Genomic DNA, 19,921 nt, shown 5'->3' with positions numbered 1-19,921 from the left:
ATTGAAATGGCAAGTACAAATGCGTTAGGTATGATCGAGACAAAAGGACTTGTGAGCGCGATTGAAGCAGCAGATGCCATGGTGAAAGCAGCCAATGTAGAACTGGTTGGTAAAGAGCAGGTTGGAGGCGGCTTGGTAACCGTGATGGTTCGTGGAGATGTTGGGGCAGTAAAAGCAGCAACAGATGCTGGAGCAGCGGCAGCAGAACGAATTGGAGAATTGATTTCTGTACACGTTATTCCACGTCCTCACACTGAGGTGGATAGCATTCTTCCCAAATCGAGGCAACAACAAGCCTAATTACAGGAACATACTATCCCTTAGAAGCTTTCATTTGATGGAAATGTTTGCTGAAGGCTACAGCGGATAGTATGCCCTCTTTACATATGACTGAAAAGAAGGTGTGGAATTGATACAAAATCAATTTGATCAAATCGCAGAAAAAGTAGTGGCTGGAATTAAACAAAAACTGTTCATTCCCGTTGAAGCTTCAGGAAGGCATGTGCATTTATCTCGAAAGATCATTGACATCCTATTTGGAGAAGGATATGCACTTACAAAAGCTAAGGAATTGTCCCAACCAGGGCAGTTTAGCTGCGTGGAGCGTGTAGATTTGATTGGTCCTAAAGGAACGATTAAAAATGTGGCTGTATTGGGGCCGGAAAGGCAAAATACCCAGGTGGAGGTTTCTTTAACGGATGCAGTTGCTCTAGGGATTAGACCACCTCTTCGCGAATCAGGGAATTTAGCAGAAAGCGCAGAGATTACGTTGGCTACACAGCTTGCATCCATTCCCGTCAAAGCTGCAATCATTGCCAAACGTCACATTCACATGTCGGCTGAAGATGCTCAATGGTTTGGTCTTTCCGATAAGCAAAATGTATGTGTGGAAGTACTTGGAACAAGACCGGTTATATTTCAAGATGTAACCATTCGGGTGAGTCCACATTTTCGTACATTTATGCATCTCGATTTTGATGAAGCTAACGCATGTGGTTATCACAAAGGTACAGTTGCTAGACTCGTGAGGAAGTGACGAGTTTGGAAAGACAGCAGCTCATCGAAGCTATTACCAATGAGGTTATTACTCGATTGGACACGCTTCGCTTGCAGAAAAAGCCTAAAATATTCGTTTTCTCTCCGAATGAAAGCGAATGGCTTGCGATAAAATCGTTCCTCACTGAAAAATTTGATGTTCATTCTGTTGTGGCTAATGATTTACCATGTGCACAAGAGTACTCTGATGACCCCTTGGAATGTAATGTTCAATCCTTTTCCTTCATCCTGCTAACGGGATTGCATTGCTGTACATTAGCTTCAGTAGCATTAGGGCTAAATACCTCTGATAACGTAATTACTCAAGCTTTGTTACAAGGAAAAAAGGTATACCTATTGCAAGAAGGACTCGAATATCGGCAATATCGTCATACAGCTTCAGCTCATTTATATGAACTGTATCAATCATACGAACAGAAGCTTGTTACCTTTGGAGTGACTTTGATCAAAAAAGCAGACATCCATCTTTTAGGTCAGGAAGGTAGTCATCTGGAGAAACAGCAGACACAGGTAATAGGCAAAATATCTTCTGAACAACTTGATGATCACGTATCTTCCTCCGTTAAAACAATACACTCAAATGGTGCAGAAGAGCATGATATTCATTTGAGTAGGGAACGTACACTTATGCATGCCCCAGAAGAGGTGTGGCATATCAAGCAAAGAGTGATATCTGAATCAGTATTAAAAAAGTTATTTTTACAAGGGGCTCAATCGTTTACCATTTTACCGAATGCCATCTTAACTCCACTGGCTAGAGATTTCGTACGTATGAATCAACTTATTGTCAAGAAAACAAAGCAGGAGGGCAAAAACGCATGATTATCGGAAAAGTCATTGGTAACGTTTGGGCCACAAGAAAAGACGCAAAATTAGATAGTCTTAAACTTATGATTGTTTCTCCCTCCGAAATTTTTGGTGGTGAACCAACGAAAACCTTTGTAGCCGCGGACGGTGCAGGCTCTGGTATTGGTGATTTGGTATTGGTAACGAAGGGTGGCTCGGCAAGAGCAGCTTTTGATCAAGTTAAAGCACCCATTGATGCAACGATCGTTGGTATTATTGATAGCTATGAGCTTAGAGACTCGTGTAAGGAGGACAGTGTATGAGTATTAATGAAATTATCATTTACATAATGGTAATCTTTATGACCTTAGGGGCAATTGACAAATGCTTGGATAATAAATTGAATTTGGGTGATAAGTTCGAGGAAGGAATTATGGCGATGGGATCGCTTACGCTCGCGATGGTGGGGGTTATCTCATTGGCACCTGTCCTGGCGACGCTGTTAAAACCCATCGTTGTGCCTCTTTATACGGCATTAGGTGCTGATCCCGCCATGTTTGCCACCACTTTGCTAGCGAATGACATGGGAGGATATCCGTTAGCAATGCAGATGGCAAGCAATCCGGAAGCAGGACGCTTTGCGGGTATTATTCTTGGTTCCATGCTCGGACCTACTATTGTATTTACTATTCCTGTTGCACTTGGCATCATTAAAAAAGAAGATCGTAAATTTCTCGCTACGGGGGTTCTAGCTGGAATCATGACAATTCCCATCGGTTGCTTGGTAGGTGGATTGGTTGCTGGCTATGACCTTGGGATGATCTTACGTAATCTGGTCCCGATCATTCTGGTAGCACTAATCATTGGTGTTGGACTATGGCTAGCCCCGAATGGAATGATAAAAGGTTTTAGCGTCTTTGGCAAAGGTGTTGTCATTGTTATTACGCTGGCACTAGCGGCTATCATTATTGAAACCTTAACAGGTGTAGTAATTATTCCTGGAATGACTCCTATTTGGGATGGTATAGAAATCGTAGGCTCTATTGCTATCGTACTGGCTGGTGCATTTCCAATGGTGTATGTCATTACTAAATTTTTCCAAAAACCATTACTGAAGCTAGGTTCATTACTTGGTATGAATGATAAAGCAGCAGCAGGACTAGTAGCATCTCTTGCCAATAACATACCAATGTTTGGCATGTTAAAAGAAATGGATACACGGGGAAAAATAATAAATATCGCCTTTGCGGTTAGCGCTTCGTTTACCTTTGGGGATCATCTAGGGTTTACAGCTGGTGTAGAAAAAGATCTTATTTTCCCAATGATCGTAGGGAAACTGGCGGGTGGAGTCACCGCAGTGCTAGTTGCCATCCTAATCGCTTCTAAATCAAAGCTAGCGGCGGAAAGTGAGGAGAAATAAATGCAACCAGATACAGCAACTCTTGAAGCGTTAGTTCGTAAGATCGTGTTGGAAAAGCTGAAACAACTTAACAAATCACCTGATGTAGTAGAAAAGAATATTGATCCGAGCGGCGTAATGTCAGTGAAAGTAAACACTATGAAACTGGAACCTTTTGATACGGGAAAAACAGGTGATCGCGTATATTTGAAAGATGCACTACATTTACAAGAGAGTCCTCGGCTTGGGTGTGGACTGATGGAGATGAAAGAGACCACATTCGACTGGACTCTAAAATATGATGAAATCGATTATATCATAGAAGGAACACTAGAAATTGTAATAAATGGTCGTCGTATTATCGGAAACGCAGGTGATATTATCCTCATTCCCAAAAATACGAGCATCCAGTTCTCGGTACCAACCTATGCGAAGTTTTTATATGTTACGTATCCAGCAAATTGGCAAGAGCTTGATTGATTATAAGAAGAGGGATCGATAGCCGTTTCAACAAGGCATTGATCCTTGTTATTTAAAAACTGAATTTTCAGTTGATTAAAAATACAAAACGTATAGTTATACAAAAGCAGTGCTGATCCAACTAAACCTGGACACGTCATTTTCAACGCTTTGGTGAAGCTGTACAACAGAGTATATTTGATCGATTAGTAGACATTGGCTTAAACAGTCATAAGCATTGATGAATTATTAAAAGCTACAGCGAATGAAAAATATGATACTGCCATGCAGGTAATTAACGAGGATCTCCCGTATATATACTTTTATCATGACTACAATGTGTTTGGTCTTTCTAAGAAGCTGGATGGTTTTGAGCATGTGCCAGACGGAATTATTCGGACATTTACGTTGCCGAAAAAGTAAGCCGCGATCTGTTAAATAAGCTGCGAAAAAGTACATTCAAAAATGATCTGGTCAAATAACCAAAGGAGGTTGTTTTTTAATGTTACAGCCAATGTTCGAGCGCTTGGAACAGCTTTTTCCTGAGTTAATTGATTTTCGTCGAGATTTACACATGTATCCAGAGCTGTCCTTTCAAGAAGTAAATACACCTATTAAAATAGCAGAATATTTAAGCAAAATAGGACTGGAGGTAAAAACGGGGGTAGGCGGCAATGGTGTGCTTGGAGTGTTAAAAGGAGGCAAGCCAGGGAAAACTGTTGCTCTGCGTGCTGATTTCGATGCTCTTCCCATTCAAGATGAAAAGGATGTCATATATAAGTCCCGCGTACCAGGGGTTATGCATGCATGCGGCCATGATATTCACACAGCAGGGTTACTTGGTGTCGCTAAGGTTTTGAGCGAGTATCGTGAATACTTGCCAGGAACAGTAATCTTTATTCACCAGTTTGCAGAAGAGTTATTGCCTGGTGGTGCAGTCTCAATGATCGAAGCTGGATGTCTTGACGGAGTAGATGTAATTTACGGTGCTCATGTTTCTTCAGATCATCCTGTAGGAGTTATTGGTGTAAAAGCTGGCTATATGATGGCAGCAGCAGATTCTTTCTACATTGAGATAACTGGTAAAGGGGGACATGGCGCTTATCCGCATAAAGCGATTGATCCGTTAGTGATTGGAAGTCAATTGGTACTAAACCTACAGCAAATTGTCAGTAGACGAGTTGATCCTCTTCAAGCGGCAGTATTGACAGTAGGTAGCTTTCAAGCAGGTAAAGCGTTTAATGTAATCCCGCATACTGTTACCTTATCTGGAACGGTACGTACCTTTAATGAGAATGTCCGGCAAAAGATTGAAACCTCACTTCAACAAATTGCTAAAACCACCTGTGAGGGGGCGGGGGCAACGGTAACAGTCGACTATGAACGAGGATATCCCGCCGTATGTAACGATGAGACAGAGACAGAGCGTATTCATCAGCTTGCCAAGCTTTTAGTAGGTGAAGAGCATACAGAGGTACTAGAGGCTCGAATGGGTGCGGAGGATTTTGCTTATTATCTCCAGAAAATACCAGGTACGTTCTTTTATGTGGGAGGGCGAAACCCAGAAATTCAGGCAATTTATCCACATCACCACCCCATGTTTGACGTGGATGAACGCTCGATGCTTGTGACTGGCAAGCTGTTTATTTCTGCGGTTATGAACTATCTGACTGAGGGAAAAATACTACCGGAGGCACAGGAAGCGAAGGTGGGATTAGAGACGTAGTATAGGAATAGTAGGAAATAGGATAGGAAGAAAAAGGGAAAGTGAGAGGTTTTTGTATGCATTCTGTTCAGATAGACAGGATGATGCAGGACTTCTCGCTTTTTTATTATGAGCGATAAAAAAATAATCCGTTAAACGTCAAGAATCATCCGTTTAGAGGCGGAACAGCATTCAAATTTTCTTGATAATAAATACAGATTTGAGGTAATAGGGAGGCGATCAGAGCTTATTGGAGTGGAAAATACTCTAAGGTGAACAAAAAATAGAAGCAAAAGGGTCGTTCTCTTTTGCTGTAGAGTTGCTATGAATCAAGTGTGACGATTGTTGCAAGAATTACAAATTACCAATGGAGGTGGTTATATGGAACCCAAACGTGTTATTTTCCTATCGTTAATGATTTGTTATATCGGCTTAGGTGTTATCAATCCGGTTCTGGCCCCGTTGATTCGTGAGATAGGCCTCGACGAAATGCATGCAGGATGGATCATATCAGCTTCTGCTCTCGTCTTGTTGCTTAGTGCTCCGATATGGGGGCATCAGAGTGATCGGTTCGGACGTAAACCAATTATGATTATAGGATTGATTGGGTTTACATTCAGTTTGGTTCTATTTGCTTGGCTCGCTTGGATTGGTTTACAGGGAAAAATAGAACTTACTTTCCTTTTTATCCTATTGTTGCTTTCACGGACGCTGTTCGGTCTGTTTTTCCCCGCAATGACTTCCTCCGGGCAGGCTTTAATAGCCGATTTAACTCCGTTGAATGAGCGGGCGGCAGGAATGGCGATGATTGGTGCGGCGAGCGGGATTGGTTTTCTGATCGGTCCAGCCATGGGCGCAGCACTAGCAGGGATTCATCTCTTGTTTCCGATTGTCGTTGCTGCTGTTCTATCACTATTTGCGGCCCTTTTGGTGTATGCACGTATTCCACGTTTTACACCGAAGTCATCTGGTGAGAGAAACAAGCTGAACCTACGTAAGCCAGGCATACGACCTTATTTATTGATTGCTTTGTGTCTGATGAGCGCTCTCGTTATGCTACAGGTGACAGCAGGTTTTTATGTGCAGGATAAATTTGGATTAAATTCCAAAGATACGGCACTATGGGTTGGTATTAGTCTGTTTTGCGTTGGTTTTATGATGGCATTGGTCCAAATGGCAGTCATTCGGAAACGCTCCTTCATGCCTCGTACCTTGCTCCGTATTGGTCTCCCGATACTAGGGACAGGTCTGTTACTTCTTGTTTCTATTGATCATTTGTTCGGCTTTGTCCTCTCTTTTTTACTGCTCGGTGTTGGAGGTGGGTTCGCAATACCGGGTTATACGGCAGGTGTTTCCATGGCATCAGGAGAAGAGGAACAGGGAGCAGCAGCAGGATTGACTACGGCGGCAACAGGGGTGGGCTCCTTTGTAGCCCCAATCGTTGGAACGGCATTATACCGAATCCAGCCGGAAGCTCCTTATTGGTTAGCATTCTTTGTGATTGCTTTGCTGTCAATGTATGTCTGGAGCACGCATCGTGGGCTTGATGTACAACAAATAGCTATAAAAAACAACTAGTGATGATTGCAAGTAAAAGAGGAAATGGTGGAAAGGTGGTTTAGTGAAAACTACATTTTCCACCATTTTTTTATTAAAAGTCTTCTCTTATATTTATATTAGTTATTTTGTGTAAGTAGGGTTATGTATTTCTTTTATCCATATTCCCTTTGTTCTTATGCTTTTTTCAGGGTGCATTCTACTAGAGAAAAATTGATTGTTTGCACATATTGGATTTCTATCCTAATACTTTACTATGTTTGGCTTTCTTGTGGCAGATTGGTCTAAGGAATGGAAAACTGCTCTTTGAAATGCTATACTTCGCTCTGTAGTCAGGAAGTATGTAAAATATTGATTTTTTTGTAGAATGCTTCAGATGAAAAAAGTTTTAAAAGACGGATGTTAAGAATAAAAATACGATTTGGTTCTGTTGTAAAGGAGTGATAACTCTGTGAAAAAGAGTAGTATTGTAATTCCCCATGAACATGGCGGTTGGGCAATGGTTAGCGTCCCGTTTCTTTTCGGAATGCTGGCTGGAAAGCCTCAATGGATGCATATCCTTTTATTTCTTGCTTGGTTGTTTCTCTATTTGTCGTCGTATCCGTTTCTTCAATATGTGAAAAGAAACACAAGAGCTGAACACTGGGTGAAATGGGGATTATTGTATGGTTTACTTGCCCTTATATGTTTGGTACCACCACTCATAAGCAATCCATGCCTTTTTTATTTTGGACTACCGCTGTTCATTCTGCTTTTGGTAAATGTATGGCATGCAAAACGTAAAAGCGAGAGGGCGATCATTAACGATTTATGTGCCATTCTTATTTTCTCAATGGGAGGAGCGGCTTCGTACCTTTTCGCTGGTGGGGAATTTGATTTCACAATGTCAGCTATTGTATTGTTCAGTTTTTTACATTTTATGGGTAGTGCATTCTTTGTAAAGTCAGTCTTTCGTGAACGAGAGAACAAACGTTGGACCGTGTATGCTCATGTCTATCATGGACTACTGCTATTTGTTCCGTGGTTAACAGGCTTTCCCTGGATGACGATTGCTTATATTTTTTCAACTGTGCGAGCTTTTGTCTACGCTGGCAAGGCCATGCGTCCATGGAAGGCAGGAATTATTGAAATAATAGGTGCCGTACAGTTTTTGATATTATCTAGTAGTTTCATCTCATGAACGAATAACATTTCCATACATAAAAAACAAACATTAGTGCTTTGTTAATGGCTTCAAGCCTCAATAACGTTATGCCTTGTCGTCAAAACTTTCTCACTAACTGAGCATTTCGGTACACGGTACTCGTTAATAAAACGATGTTTGCATAACGGTACACTTATTTTGATAAAGCATATCTCTATTATGTGGGGCAAAAAAAAAGAGACTGTCCGATCATAGAAGGAAAGTCTCTTTTTCTTTCTTTGCTTAATCGATGGAGATTTCAGTGGAGGCTTCGATGAAAATGCCATTGTGAGTACTACGATTGCTTATTTGTAAAAAATATTTTTTTCCTTTTTTTACATCCCATGTAGTTGAATCAGAACCATCTTTTTCTACCTTAAATACCTTACCTACCTGATTACCATTATCATCCCATAGAGTATATCTAAAATGTGTTCTAGAACCATCGGATGATTGATATACAGTAAGAGTCAGACTATTGCTTGAAGCTGTAAATCTAGGTGTATCACGTCTTTCCTCTGGATCAAGTGTTAAGCTTTTGTTATAAATAGAAGCTATCACTACAGCGGCACTCTCAGGTTGGGCTTCTTTTGCGATAACAGGAGAAGCCGAAACTAGTAAAGCAAAAACGGAAGCAATTCCAATTATTTTTTTCATTTACAAATCACTCCTTAATATGTATTTTATTACAAATAAATATTATTAAAATATTCTATAATTGTCTATATTATTTTGAAAATTTAGCAAAATATTACTGAAGCCTGCATCGAATGGTAATACCCCTGAAGATTGGCTGAGGCTCTGCGAAATTCATGATGCCTTACGTCTTGATGAATTGAGTTTGACCGTGAAGCGACGAAAAAACAATTTTAATTTGATTAAGTAAAAATGTACATGGAGATTTAAAATAAAGTTGAACCGTATTTCCTCTTTGGATATGATGAACGAAAGAAATTTTTTATGTTAAAGAGGGAAAAAACAGCTGTTTATGATCAACAAAGGCTGAATAGCCTTATTATCAAATTGACAGCTGACTGAATTGCGTAAAACTCTAAGGTAAACCTGAATAAGAGATTACATGGGGTGAGCATGTTGTAACAATTATTCTATGTTCTTGAATGTTCTAGGATTTTTGAAAGAGGTTGAATAGATGGAGATAATACAAGATGTACGGACACTGATCAGGGAATCACACAAAAAACAGGTAAAATATTTATTTTTCTGGGGGAATACCCCGAAGAAGGACGGAATGGTAGACAAATCTTGTTTCAGCCAGTGGTATCCTGCTCCCTTTGAAGAGGATGGCATTATTTACGCAACCGCAGAGCATTATATGATGGCGAAAAAAGCGGAATTGTTTGGCGATACGGCGATGCGTGACCAGATTATAAAGCAGAAGCATCCGAATCAAGCAAAAGCACTGGGGCGTAGGGTTCAAGCTTTTGATGATAGGGTGTGGAATGGACATAAGCTTGACATTGTTAGACAAGCCAATCTACTGAAATTTAGTCAACATCCGGAGTTGAAATCTTATCTACTACATACAGGTAATCGAGTTCTAGTGGAAGCAAGCCCTTATGACAGAGTTTGGGGGATTGGACTCGCACAGGATCATCCTGATGCTGAACGTCCACAGCACTGGAGAGGGGAGAATTTACTAGGCTTTGCACTTATGCTGGTAAGAGAACAATTCCGGGATTGTATAAATAAATGCTAGAATATTCACAAGAGAGGCATACATAACGATGAAATTGCACCCTTTGAGGATTTCCTCCAGATGGACTGTGGGAAAATGTAATATTCGAAGTTGATCCATTACCTGAGGATATAAACTTGGTTTTATGGTTCTGTATTGTTTAAGGCTACTCAGAAGCAGATTAGAGCTTGTAGAATGGCTGGAGTACACAATGTTTCATCATCGGATGCCATCTTTGTGATATAGAGATGTTGCTTTCCAACATGAATGTAGATAGGAGACGTATATGCAAAAAATCCGCAGAACGAAAACGATAGAAGGAACGAAGGTACCTGGCTTTATATGCAATGGAGGGAGTTATTTTTTTATTAATGTAGACGTTTATGAGGATGGGATGGTCAATTGTTGGGAGCTGGTAGATTTAGATGGATTGGTTCATAAACTGAATAGCAATTGGCTTGTCCCTAGTGTCCCACAAGGTGGAGCGATCTCTATATTCGGCTTGGGTTCGTATGAGGTGGCGGATGCACAGTGGAATTTTGATCAAGATCAATACATTAACCTGATTCACGACACGGTCAAACAACTTAATCCTTCACACAGCAATATCTATCGTATCTCTGAGGAAGAGAAGGAGTTATGGGAGACCAGAAAGGTCCTACATTCTCCAACCCCCGAAGACTTCCGTGTCAATCATGAAATTGGTTATGACACTGTAGCTGGTCAAGGATTCACAGCATTCATGAAGCATGAGGGGAAGAACTATCTGGTGCGAATTGTTGTATATAAGGATGATGTTGTGGTCTGTTACAATTCATTCTTTACATATGAATACAGCATCGAGAGTGTTAAGGAACTATGGGACAATAAAGTCTTATTCACTTCGTTTGAAGAGCCAACTACCATCGTAATTGATCGTTTAGGCGAGGTTACATTCTCAACAACTCAGTATGCAACTGAAATCAATGATAAGTATGATGAATTGCAGGATATGCATAAGAAACTCAAAGGAGAAAAGACTTCATTTGATCTATGTAGACAGGCATACTATGCTTATTTGGAAGATCCGTCTGAGTTTAATCGAGCTAGGCTTCAAGAAAAGTATGAACTTGTACCCGAGCATCAGCGAATGTTTTTAGGAGATATGGATTCAAGGGATTCGGATTATATTCGAATTATCTATTACCCTGATGATAAGAGAGAAGTCTAGTTATTTAAGATACTTGGTTTGAAAGAATCAAGATTCTATAGAATAGAAGAATCGATTTTTTATGTAAACCAAGGTTTTCAAGAGAAACGCGAAAAGTATAATGAGATGTTCATGTACTCTCAGCACATAAACAAAGAATCAGTGATAAACACAATGAAGGAGAATAAACTATGAACAGTATCGATACCGTTCAAAAGAAACTATTGGATTATTTTCATGTTTATGTGGCTTCTGTTTTAGAAGAATTGGATGAAACTAACATTGATGCCCTACTAGATAAGCGGGATGATCCTGCCTTCTCAGAGGAATGGATGCGGGTTTACGCTGAAATTTCTCATATCAAGAAAATGGAAAGCCTGCCTTCTTTATATGCTTCCATGGAGGAAGGGCTGCGCAAGATCATATTTTTGAAGGTGCTAGAAATTACTTCGGCTGATGATTTGGCAGCATATATCTCAGACGATTTTGGATTGATCTTAGATAGTGTAGTGTTGGAATATAGGGATGAATGGCTAAACGGTCTATGGAATGAGTATCAAGAGAAGAGAATTCCACAGGGTGAATTGCAGCACTCTAAACGTCAAATCATTCTGTAAGACGGCTATGATATACAGAAAGTAAGGAGCAATCCGTATGAATAGTCAAGGAATGAAAGCTTATCGATACAATCGGGAATCCAAAATCTATAAGCTCCACTATGTGTGTTTTACATGTCGAACAGCATGTAAGCAACCAAATCCATACGACTTAGCAAGGCAGTATGGCAAAACCGTGCTGCCTTCTCTTGGACATCAAGAAAAAACGAAAAAAGTGATAGAGACCTATCGTACATACTATAATCGGGTAGTTAAATGTCCCAATTGCAGTATTCCTATGACAAGAGTGGGTCTACAAGTGAGAGTTCCAGGAAAGAACGATCTCAAACGCTGGGAATCTTTACGTGTCCTATGCTTATGTGGTTTCGATCATATCAGTGTAGAAGAATTGCCCCAAAACAAGAGGCAGCTACTCTTATTTCTAGAGACCAACAAGACATATTTTGAGCAATTATTGTCTACTCGTCATGCTAAGATGCTAAGTGAAATGACATCTGACTATATTGCGAGAATCTCGGAGGTTACATTGTGGACGAACAAAGAAAAGATCAGCACTTGAGCGATTGGAAACAATGCTTCGCCGCATCATTACGAAAAATTCATATAGTAGAAGCACAAGAACAGAAAATAGAGAAAATCAAAGAAAAATATAATATTCCAGAGGATTCTTTCATTGGTAATATCGTTTATCAAACGGGTGGAATCCTGATTGATGATTGGATACGGGTTCTAGGTTCGGGTGAAAGGGATATCCTTACTTGGAACGAGAAGCTAGGTCTTCCTAATGCAATCATTGTAGCAGATGATGTATTAGGTGGCTTATTTGCGTTTCTGGACAAAGCTAGTACAATCCATTATTTTGCTCCTGATAGCCTTGAATGGGAGGATCTTGAAATCTCCTATGCAGAATTTATACAATGGCTAGCAGAAGGTAATCTTAACCTATTTTATGAGTTGTTCAGATGGGATTCTTGGAAGGAAGATGTAGAGCGTTTACAGATAACAGAAGGAATATCCTGTTTTCCGTTCTTGTGGCTGGAGGAAACAACAATCGATCAAAGAAGTAAAAAAGTCGTATCACTAGAAGAGATTGTTCGAATAGAGCTTGAGATGAGCAACGTTATATGAGTAGCGGCCTGAAAAGGGCTGGGCATTTCAAAACAAACAGGCTTACTGTTTTTTCAAAGATACAACTATAGGAACCTTGAAGTGAATGAAAAATTGAGCGCCTGAAATCCTTTTTATAGGAGGTCAGGCGCTTTTACTTATGTAATTTTTACAGCCATATTTCTGATTCAGACGGATAGAAGACTGGGAAATAGATTCTATTGTTGTAGCTTTTACGCTCTTCTGATGGGCCCCAACACTCTACAGAGTTTAGAACAATTAGTGATGATTTTCAACATTTTTTCACATTTTATATCAAATGTTGCTTGTATACATCGTTCAAATCAAATAGGATATGAAAGCAATCCCTATTACTATTGAATGGTGGGATATCATGTTACCTATTGAGAGAAGACAACAAATTTTGTTGTGGTTAGAGCAGGAGGCATATTTGCGGATTTCAGAAATTAGCAAACGATTGGAAGTTTCAGAAATGACCATCTATCGTGATATTAAGCCGTTGCTAGATCAACAGAAAGTAAGTAAGACTTCCAATGGAATTAGATTGGTTCCACGGCAGCAGATGCTTTCTACCTGTTGTTCTTATTGCCATAAAGTATCCCATAGTAGATTATCAGTGCAATTAATCAAGTCCAACCAACTGGTAGAGCAGACGTGCTGTGCACATTGTGCTTTGCTTCGCTATCAGGATTGTAGAGAAGATGTGTTACAAATCATTTGCCGTGACTTTTTAACAGACACCACCATAAGCGCCCAAATGGCTTGTTTTCTGTTACATACAGACATCAATCTTCATTGTTGCCAACCACAGGCTCTTCCTTTTGAATCCGTTCATCAGGCACAGCAGTTTCAGAAAGGATTTGGCGGAGCGATTTATGATTTTGAAGGTGCCATCGTAGCGATTCAGACTGAAATGACTGGAAGTGCTTGTTGTCACAAGGAAACCTAAAGGAGCAACGAAAATGAACCATAGTACGTTAGAAAAATCAGCATCGCATGAATCTCTTATCACAAAAAAGCATAAATCTGCTCTCCTTTATCAAATGGTGTGGAGATGGCATTTTTATGCGGGACTTCTTTTTTCTCCATTTTTAATTGTTTTAGCTTTTAGTGGGGCCGTTTATTTATTTAAACCACAAATTGAAGCATATTTATATCAACATCTTTATCAGGTACAAGAAGTGGGGCAACAAGCATTACCTGTTTTCAAGCAGATGGAGATTATCAAAGAGCAGTATCCCAATCAAACCATCACGGCCTTAACATTTTATGATGATCCTTCAAGGACTACAGAAGTAATGACAATGGGAAATAATCAGATGACCAGTATTTTTATGGATCCCTATCGAGGAGTAAGTAATGGGACGCTTCAAGTCGATGAGAAGTTTACGGAAATCATCAAAAAATTGCATAGTGAGCTCATTATAGGTGGAACGATTGCCAATCGGTTAGTGGAATTGGCTGCCTGCTGGGCTGTTATCTTATTGGTAACGGGGTTATATCTGTGGTGGCCAAGAAATAAAGCATCGATATGGGGAACTATTCTGCCGCGCCTTCATAAGAAAGGTAAGCTGTTTTGGCGTGATTTGCATGCCGTTCCAGCTTTTTGGTTATCGATTTTGATTCTGATGCTCATCCTCACAGGACTTCCATGGTCTGGTGTGATGGGAGAGGGGATTAATCAGCTTGCGACTTCTACTAAGACTGGTTACCCTTCTTATTCATTCAGCTTTGGAGAGAAGCCTGAGTCTATAGTGAAAACAAAGGACGTAGTAAAAGACGTACCTTGGGCAGCAGAAAATTTGCCAGTACCGCAATCGTTGCATAATCAATATGTACCGTTGTCACTAGAGGATGTGATGTGGGTGGCCAAGCAACAGAATATCACGAAACCTTATACCATTTCATTGCCTCAGAATGAAAAGGGTGTATACACACTAACAACAGCACATACAAAACCAGGGCAGGAAGCAACCTTGCATATTGATCAATATACGGGCATGGTCTTAAGTGAGGTTCGTTATAGTGACTATGGTTTATTAGCGAAAGGAATTACGTTAGGTATTGCACTACATGAAGGACGATTATTTGGTTGGGCAAACCAATTAATTGGCCTAGTTGCATGTTTGGGATTGATCGGAATTGTGGTTAGTTCCTTTATCATGTGGTGGAAGCGTAAGCCTGAAGGGAAATGGGGCGCACCCTCAAAACCTAAACAAGCAAAAATCACAAAAATGATATTTTTCTTGATGGTGATTATGGGTCTTTGTATGCCTCTGGTAGGAATTTCACTGATTGTAGTTTTCTTGTTCGATCGTTTTGTAATTCTTCGAGTTAAAGCAGGAGCAAAGGACCTGCATCCCTAATAGATATCAGCTTTGAGAAAGGAGAGAATTACGTGTGCGCAACATGATTATCACCTGCATCGTTATCAGTGCTTTCATTTTATTATCTGCTTGTTCCGCTACCATTACTCAAACGGAAAACACACTAAAACCAACAGATATCAATGTGGACGTTGCCATTCCTGAAAACATTCAATCCAACCAAATGAGATCGTTGCAAGTGAGACTGACACAAAATAATCAGCCCTTATCCGATGCAGAAGATGTGCAATTGAAAATTTGGAGGGCGAATCAGGAGCAGGAGAGTAAGCGCTATACAGCGACATTAAAGGGCGATAAATCAAATAGTAGCTTTATAGCAAGTAAGATAGATCATCAAGGAGATTCAGATGGGATTTATGAAAGTAACGTAATTTTTCAAGAGGACGGCATCTATTACATACAAGCTTATGTCAAAGCACATGGAGTAGATTTACTTCCTACCAAGCGTGTAATTGTTGGAAGCTTGTCAGAAGAAGAGCAACTAGGCCTGGAAAAAGAAAGGGATCAGCAGGGAAATAAAGCCCAACATGATCACTCACACCATCATTGATAAATATTGTCGTTTCGTTTTTACTAAAATAGCAATCTACCGGGTATTTTCAGACCAATAGGTTGAGGTAAGTCTGAACGCTATGAGCGGAGTTATAGCTAAGATTAGTAAGGGCAAAAGGCTTTCCAGATAACCTTTCATGGAAAGCTTTTTGCTTTAGGAAAATCCAATTGGATAAAGTTATTTGTGAAAGAAAAGGCCCTTAATCAAGGGCCTCCCATTCTACTCTTGGCGTTTAAAATTCTCACTGTGCAAATACGTTACCGCACCTTTATACGAGTTGTAGGAATCCTCTAGATTGTTTCCCGTATATACGTTAAACAATTCATCCTCTTGTAGCAATCGTAGCGTATCACCTTTTTCATTTACCCAAATCTCTTCAATTGGATCAGCCGAATCCAGTGCATCCTCGTTTGCTACATATTCTGTTGATAAATGTGCGATAGAGTCAGCAACCAAGCTACGCAGTTGCTCTTCGGAATAATCGCGGATATTGACCATACCTTTTGGACCAGTCTTTTTTTTCGGAAGGTGGCCAGCATAGACAAAGCCATTTCCGTTTGGATGAAGATGGTTCACAACAATCTTTTTGTCACGTAGGCTTCCTTCAAAATGATAGTTCAGGCGCCCTAGAGAAACCTCTTTTTTTGTTAGTTCTGGGAACGATTCAATAATCGCTTTTTTTTGTTCAAAAGTTAGCATGCAATCCTCCGTGGTTCTATATCTTCGAGATATACTATACATATCATGAAAAAGTATACCATAAGCTTCCTGTGGATGAAATCATAGAGAAAGGGAAGCCTGCCTCTCTAGTAAGAGACACGCTTCCCATGTACTCATCTTAAGCAATAGGGGGGAGCATTTTTGAATCTTTAACCATAGAGGAGCTGCAAATCGGACAAACCGGTACTTCGTCAAAAGATAAATTTTCTCTCATCCAGCAGATACAATCATCTTTGGTACATGCCCAGATAGAGGTTTCAACATCTTCTACCGGCTCTTCTTGTTTGCGAGAATAATACATTGCAAAACACCTCCAAGCTTCTTTGCGAAACTCTTATGCCTTTTATCCTAAACCTTCCAGAGGTCTTTTTATTCAAAAATGAAGAAAGAAGTATAAGTCTCACTTCGTTGAAAAGTTAGGCAACAAGCAAAAAGTTTTTTCTGTCAGTAAGCTTATTTTTTTACAAGCTAGAATCAGAGTAGTAGAATAGAGTATGGCAATGCAGGAAAAGAAGAAGAATGACATGCAGGAAGGTGATTGTAGTGACGCATCAGTCAGAGATTGAAAAACGTAAATCAGAACATATTGAGATTTGTTTACATAAAGAGGTAGCCAACCGGTTGACCACAGGTCTAGAGCAGTATCATTTTTTACATGCGGCCCTTCCAGAGATTCATTTTGCTGATGTCTCGTTACATACCACTTTCTTAGGAAAACATATGGGGACTCCTTTTCTTGTAAGTTCCATGACGGGTGGAACGAAGAATGCTGAACAAATAAATACCAAACTAGCTATTGCTGCTGAGGCTAGAGGGTGGGCCATGGGACTTGGTTCCGTACGTGCTGCATTGGAGAGTGATGAGCTTGCTCAAACCTTTAGAGTGAGAGAACACGCTCCAACGATTCCAATCATCGCAAATTTAGGCGCTGTTCAACTAAATTATGGCTACACGGTCAAAGAATGTCTTCGCTGCGTAGAGCTGGTTGAAGCTGATGCGCTGGTATTACACGTAAATAGTATGCAGGAGATTTTTCAACCTGGCGGAGATCATGATTTTGGGCATCTACTACCAAAGATTGAGCAGGTTTGTAAGGCGAGTCAAATTCCAATCGGGGTGAAGGAAGTAGGGTTTGGCATTGATTCGCAAACAGCTAGACGCCTCGTGGATGCTGGAGTTTCCTTTATTGACGTAGCAGGGGCAGGGGGTACATCCTGGATCGAGGTTGAAAAGCACCGATCCAATGAAACAATGAAGCAAATTGCCGCAGAAGCGTTTCGGGATTGGGGTATTCCGACAGCTGTTTCCTTACAAACCATTCGAGAAGAGCTTCCTTTCTTCCCTTTAATCGGAAGTGGTGGTATTCATAACGGGGTTGAAGCGGCAAAAGCGATTGCTTTGGGAGCTGATTTAGTTGGATTTGGTCGTGCTCTACTTGAAGCGGCTACGACATCCGTTAAAGAAGTGGTGGCACTTATGGAACGAGTAGAGTTTGAGTGCCGTGCAGCGATGTTTGGAATTGGTGTGGCTACGATTGAAGGTCTGTCAGCTACAGATCGCTTATGGTCGATAGGTGAATTAAAAATCAATCGAGGTAAACGATGAAAAATGAATTGACCAAAATGAACTCTTCTGTTATTTTATTTGGTTGTATTCGTTAAATTGTTTCGGTAGATTTTTACAGCATGAGAGGAGAGTACGAGCGTGTTTTCCAAAATGTTATCCACCTATCCTCGAACCTTGTGGATTTTGGCGATAGGGGCCATTATTAATGTAACGGGGATGTCTTTTATTTGGCCTCTAAACAATATTTATATCACCCAGGTATTGGGTAAACCAGCTACGGTAGCTGGACTCGTCTTGATGCTTCATGCTGGTATGGGAATCATCGGAAGTATGGCAGGTGGCATTTTACATGACAAGATAGGCGGAATTAAAACCATCTTTGCTGGGGTACTTATCTCAGCTGCCTGCGTTACCTCGCTAGCTTTTTTCCGAGTATGGCCATTTTATGTTTGTATGATGGGCGTACTTGGCTTTAGTAATAGCATGGTATTCCCGGTCCTCAATGCGATGGCTGGAAGTGTCTGGCCAGAAGGGGGACGACGCGCATTTAACTTGTTATACTTGTCGCAAAATTTAGGTGTAGCGGTTGGTTCTGCGTTGGGTGGAGTGGTTGCTAGCGTATCGTTTATGTTTGTTTTTTTAGTGAATGGTGCAACTAATTTAATCTTTTTAGCCGTGATTGGCTTTGGATTAGATTTAAAGAAGATTGCGGCAGAGACAGCTGCGCGAAATTTGCAAAGAAAGACAGAGAAAGCTAACAAAGCTTCCAAGGATGAACCCTCCATCTGGAAAACACCCTCTGGCTTATCCTTGATCATTCTTGGCTTAGGGTTTGCGATAACTTGGATTCCCTATGTGCAATGGTCGACCAATTTATCTTCTTACATGACGAAGTTAGGCTACTCGTTATCCCAATATAGTTTGTTGTGGACGATTAACGGAGCATTGATAATCCTAGCTCAGCCGCTGTGTGCTTATGTCACACGTCACTATTTATCTAATCTTCGTTCTCAGATGATCGGTGGCTTGTTTATCTTTGTTTGTGGAATGGGTGTTTTAGCGTTCGATCAAGCTTATAGTCATTTTGTGTGGGGTATGATAATCGTAACTTTAGGAGAAATGCTATTATGGCCAGCAGTGCCAGCCGCGGCAGCAGAACTTTCGATTCCCGGTAAAGAGGGATTATTCCAAGGAGCTGTGAGTGGTTCAGCAACTGCAGGGCGTATGATTGGTCCATTCATCGGGGGGCTTTTGTACGAAAGCTTCTCACCAGTCTTTATGCTGTACGTGATGATTGCAATTTGTGTGTTACCCCTCCTTTGTTATCTCTTTTATGATCGCCCGTTATATGGCAGTCTTAGAGATCGAATTTAATCAATAAAGGTAAAACTAACATTAATAAAAATAGGCCGTTTCGTGCTAGGGGTAAACCTGCAGGAAATGGCCTATTTTTTGAACTTTATTTTCAGGACTCTTTTGGAGTACTTAGTTTTATCTGTGCTTTTTCAGGAACACCTGCCGGAGTTACTTCCGTCCAGCCTTTTCCATTTAAGCCTTTCGCATAAACCTCTAAATATGCACCTTTACGCAGGTTTTTAGAAGCGATCATGATAAAGGTATTTTGTTCTCCTTGATCATCGTATCCAACGAATTGATATTCCCACTGTGTATCGTTTAGCTTTTTACCATCAGTTTCCACGACCGTATAGTAAGGCTTTACCGGAATAGTAGGGTTGAGACGATCAAGCATAACAGATTGACCTCTTAGAGCAAACAGAAGAAGGAGTATCCCAGCTACGATGGATGCTAGGATGATTACAAATTTGTTAATAGACACAAAATACCTCCCAAACATATTTCAAGTAGTGTTGAGTACAAGTCTACTCGGTTTATGGATATAACAAAATGCATCTAGCTTAC

At 40.5% G+C, this 19,921-nt stretch carries 23 protein-coding genes; 19 read left to right on the top strand and 4 right to left on the bottom strand.

Annotated features, from left to right (window positions below; genetic code table 11):
- Positions 1-6: 6 nt before the first annotated feature.
- The 9 genes from eutM to BrL25_RS22975 all read left to right on the top strand — a co-directional run bounded on the left by eutM (position 7) and on the right by BrL25_RS22975 (position 8,142).
- Positions 7-300, top strand: a complete 294-nt coding sequence (eutM, locus tag BrL25_RS23015) for an ethanolamine utilization microcompartment protein EutM (RefSeq protein ID WP_018669949.1) — start codon at positions 7-9, stop codon at positions 298-300.
- A 109-nt stretch (positions 301-409) separates the two neighbouring features.
- The gene (gene pduL, locus BrL25_RS23010) at positions 410-1,036 is read left to right on the top strand and encodes a phosphate propanoyltransferase (protein WP_018669950.1); all 627 of its coding nucleotides are present in this window, start codon (positions 410-412) and stop codon (positions 1,034-1,036) included.
- Positions 1,037-1,041: 5 nt separating this feature from the next.
- Positions 1,042-1,878 (top strand): hypothetical protein, encoded by an 837-nt coding sequence (locus BrL25_RS23005; protein WP_018669951.1) that lies wholly within the window; start codon positions 1,042-1,044, stop codon positions 1,876-1,878.
- Positions 1,875-2,165, top strand: a complete 291-nt coding sequence (locus BrL25_RS23000) for a EutN/CcmL family microcompartment protein (RefSeq protein ID WP_018669952.1) — start codon at positions 1,875-1,877, stop codon at positions 2,163-2,165. The genes BrL25_RS23005 and BrL25_RS23000 overlap by 4 nt, the downstream gene beginning before the upstream one ends.
- On the top strand, positions 2,162-3,262 hold the full coding sequence (gene eutH / locus BrL25_RS22995; protein WP_018669953.1) for an ethanolamine utilization protein EutH: 1,101 nt from the start codon (positions 2,162-2,164) through the stop codon (positions 3,260-3,262). The genes BrL25_RS23000 and eutH overlap by 4 nt, the downstream gene beginning before the upstream one ends.
- The gene (locus tag BrL25_RS22990; protein ID WP_018669954.1) at positions 3,263-3,721 is read left to right on the top strand and encodes a cupin domain-containing protein; all 459 of its coding nucleotides are present in this window, start codon (positions 3,263-3,265) and stop codon (positions 3,719-3,721) included.
- Positions 3,722-4,202: 481 nt separating this feature from the next.
- Positions 4,203-5,426 (top strand): M20 metallopeptidase family protein, encoded by a 1,224-nt coding sequence (locus tag BrL25_RS22985; protein ID WP_018669955.1) that lies wholly within the window; start codon positions 4,203-4,205, stop codon positions 5,424-5,426.
- Positions 5,427-5,786: 360 nt separating this feature from the next.
- Positions 5,787-6,983, top strand: coding sequence for an MFS transporter (locus BrL25_RS22980; RefSeq protein ID WP_018669956.1), 1,197 nt, complete (start codon positions 5,787-5,789; stop codon positions 6,981-6,983).
- A 430-nt stretch (positions 6,984-7,413) separates the two neighbouring features.
- Positions 7,414-8,142, top strand: a complete 729-nt coding sequence (locus BrL25_RS22975) for a YwiC-like family protein (protein WP_018669957.1) — start codon at positions 7,414-7,416, stop codon at positions 8,140-8,142.
- 246 nt (positions 8,143-8,388) lie between these two features.
- On the opposite strand, the gene BrL25_RS22970 is transcribed toward BrL25_RS22975, so the two are convergent.
- A complete protein-coding gene (locus BrL25_RS22970; protein ID WP_018669958.1) occupies positions 8,389-8,802 on the bottom strand; it encodes a hypothetical protein in 414 nt (137 codons plus the stop codon).
- A 493-nt stretch (positions 8,803-9,295) separates the two neighbouring features.
- Here BrL25_RS22970 and BrL25_RS22965 point away from each other — a divergent pair, with 493 nt between their 5' ends.
- The 8 genes from BrL25_RS22965 to BrL25_RS22930 all read left to right on the top strand — a co-directional run bounded on the left by BrL25_RS22965 (position 9,296) and on the right by BrL25_RS22930 (position 15,712).
- Positions 9,296-9,862 carry a riboflavin biosynthesis intermediates N-glycosidase gene (locus BrL25_RS22965; RefSeq protein WP_018669959.1) on the top strand — a complete coding sequence of 189 codons (567 nt, stop codon included), beginning with the start codon at positions 9,296-9,298 and terminating at the stop codon, positions 9,860-9,862.
- A 265-nt stretch (positions 9,863-10,127) separates the two neighbouring features.
- A complete protein-coding gene (locus BrL25_RS22960; RefSeq protein ID WP_018669960.1) occupies positions 10,128-11,051 on the top strand; it encodes a DUF7638 domain-containing protein in 924 nt (307 codons plus the stop codon).
- 170 nt (positions 11,052-11,221) lie between these two features.
- Entirely contained in the window at positions 11,222-11,647 is a 426-nt protein-coding gene (locus tag BrL25_RS22955) for a hypothetical protein (protein WP_018669961.1), read from the top strand.
- A gap of 37 nt (positions 11,648-11,684) precedes the next feature.
- Complete coding sequence (locus BrL25_RS22950) at positions 11,685-12,206, top strand: hypothetical protein (RefSeq protein ID WP_018669962.1); 522 nt, start codon at positions 11,685-11,687, stop codon at positions 12,204-12,206.
- On the top strand, positions 12,176-12,775 hold the full coding sequence (locus tag BrL25_RS22945; protein ID WP_018669963.1) for a DUF2625 family protein: 600 nt from the start codon (positions 12,176-12,178) through the stop codon (positions 12,773-12,775). The genes BrL25_RS22950 and BrL25_RS22945 overlap by 31 nt, the downstream gene beginning before the upstream one ends.
- Before the next feature lie 373 nt (positions 12,776-13,148).
- Entirely contained in the window at positions 13,149-13,724 is a 576-nt protein-coding gene (locus BrL25_RS22940; RefSeq protein ID WP_018669964.1) for a DeoR family transcriptional regulator, read from the top strand.
- Between the two features lie 13 nt (positions 13,725-13,737).
- Complete coding sequence (locus BrL25_RS22935) at positions 13,738-15,141, top strand: PepSY-associated TM helix domain-containing protein (RefSeq protein ID WP_018669965.1); 1,404 nt, start codon at positions 13,738-13,740, stop codon at positions 15,139-15,141.
- A gap of 43 nt (positions 15,142-15,184) precedes the next feature.
- Positions 15,185-15,712: a FixH family protein gene (locus BrL25_RS22930; RefSeq protein ID WP_035311825.1), complete on the top strand. Its 528-nt coding sequence runs from the start codon at positions 15,185-15,187 to the stop codon at positions 15,710-15,712.
- 222 nt (positions 15,713-15,934) lie between these two features.
- Here BrL25_RS22930 and BrL25_RS22925 read toward each other — a convergent pair whose 3' ends face one another.
- Positions 15,935-16,414, bottom strand: a complete 480-nt coding sequence (locus BrL25_RS22925) for a hypothetical protein (protein ID WP_018669967.1) — start codon at positions 16,412-16,414, stop codon at positions 15,935-15,937.
- 139 nt (positions 16,415-16,553) lie between these two features.
- Complete coding sequence (locus tag BrL25_RS22920) at positions 16,554-16,736, bottom strand: cold-shock protein (RefSeq protein ID WP_018669968.1); 183 nt, start codon at positions 16,734-16,736, stop codon at positions 16,554-16,556.
- 242 nt (positions 16,737-16,978) lie between these two features.
- Here BrL25_RS22920 and fni point away from each other — a divergent pair, with 242 nt between their 5' ends.
- On the top strand, positions 16,979-18,040 hold the full coding sequence (fni, locus tag BrL25_RS22915; RefSeq protein ID WP_018669969.1) for a type 2 isopentenyl-diphosphate Delta-isomerase: 1,062 nt from the start codon (positions 16,979-16,981) through the stop codon (positions 18,038-18,040).
- Positions 18,041-18,139: 99 nt separating this feature from the next.
- Positions 18,140-19,375, top strand: a complete 1,236-nt coding sequence (locus BrL25_RS22910) for an MDR family MFS transporter (RefSeq protein WP_018669970.1) — start codon at positions 18,140-18,142, stop codon at positions 19,373-19,375.
- A 91-nt stretch (positions 19,376-19,466) separates the two neighbouring features.
- Here BrL25_RS22910 and BrL25_RS22905 read toward each other — a convergent pair whose 3' ends face one another.
- The gene (locus BrL25_RS22905; RefSeq protein ID WP_018669971.1) at positions 19,467-19,838 is read right to left on the bottom strand and encodes a YxeA family protein; all 372 of its coding nucleotides are present in this window, start codon (positions 19,836-19,838) and stop codon (positions 19,467-19,469) included.
- Positions 19,839-19,921 lie beyond the last annotated feature (83 nt).

Source organism: Brevibacillus laterosporus DSM 25, from assembly GCF_002706795.1.
GTDB classification, from domain to species: Bacteria; Bacillota; Bacilli; order Brevibacillales; family Brevibacillaceae; genus Brevibacillus_B; species Brevibacillus_B laterosporus.
The sequence above is the reverse complement of the archived record's forward strand: the minus strand, read 5'-3'. Positions and strand labels throughout refer to the sequence as shown.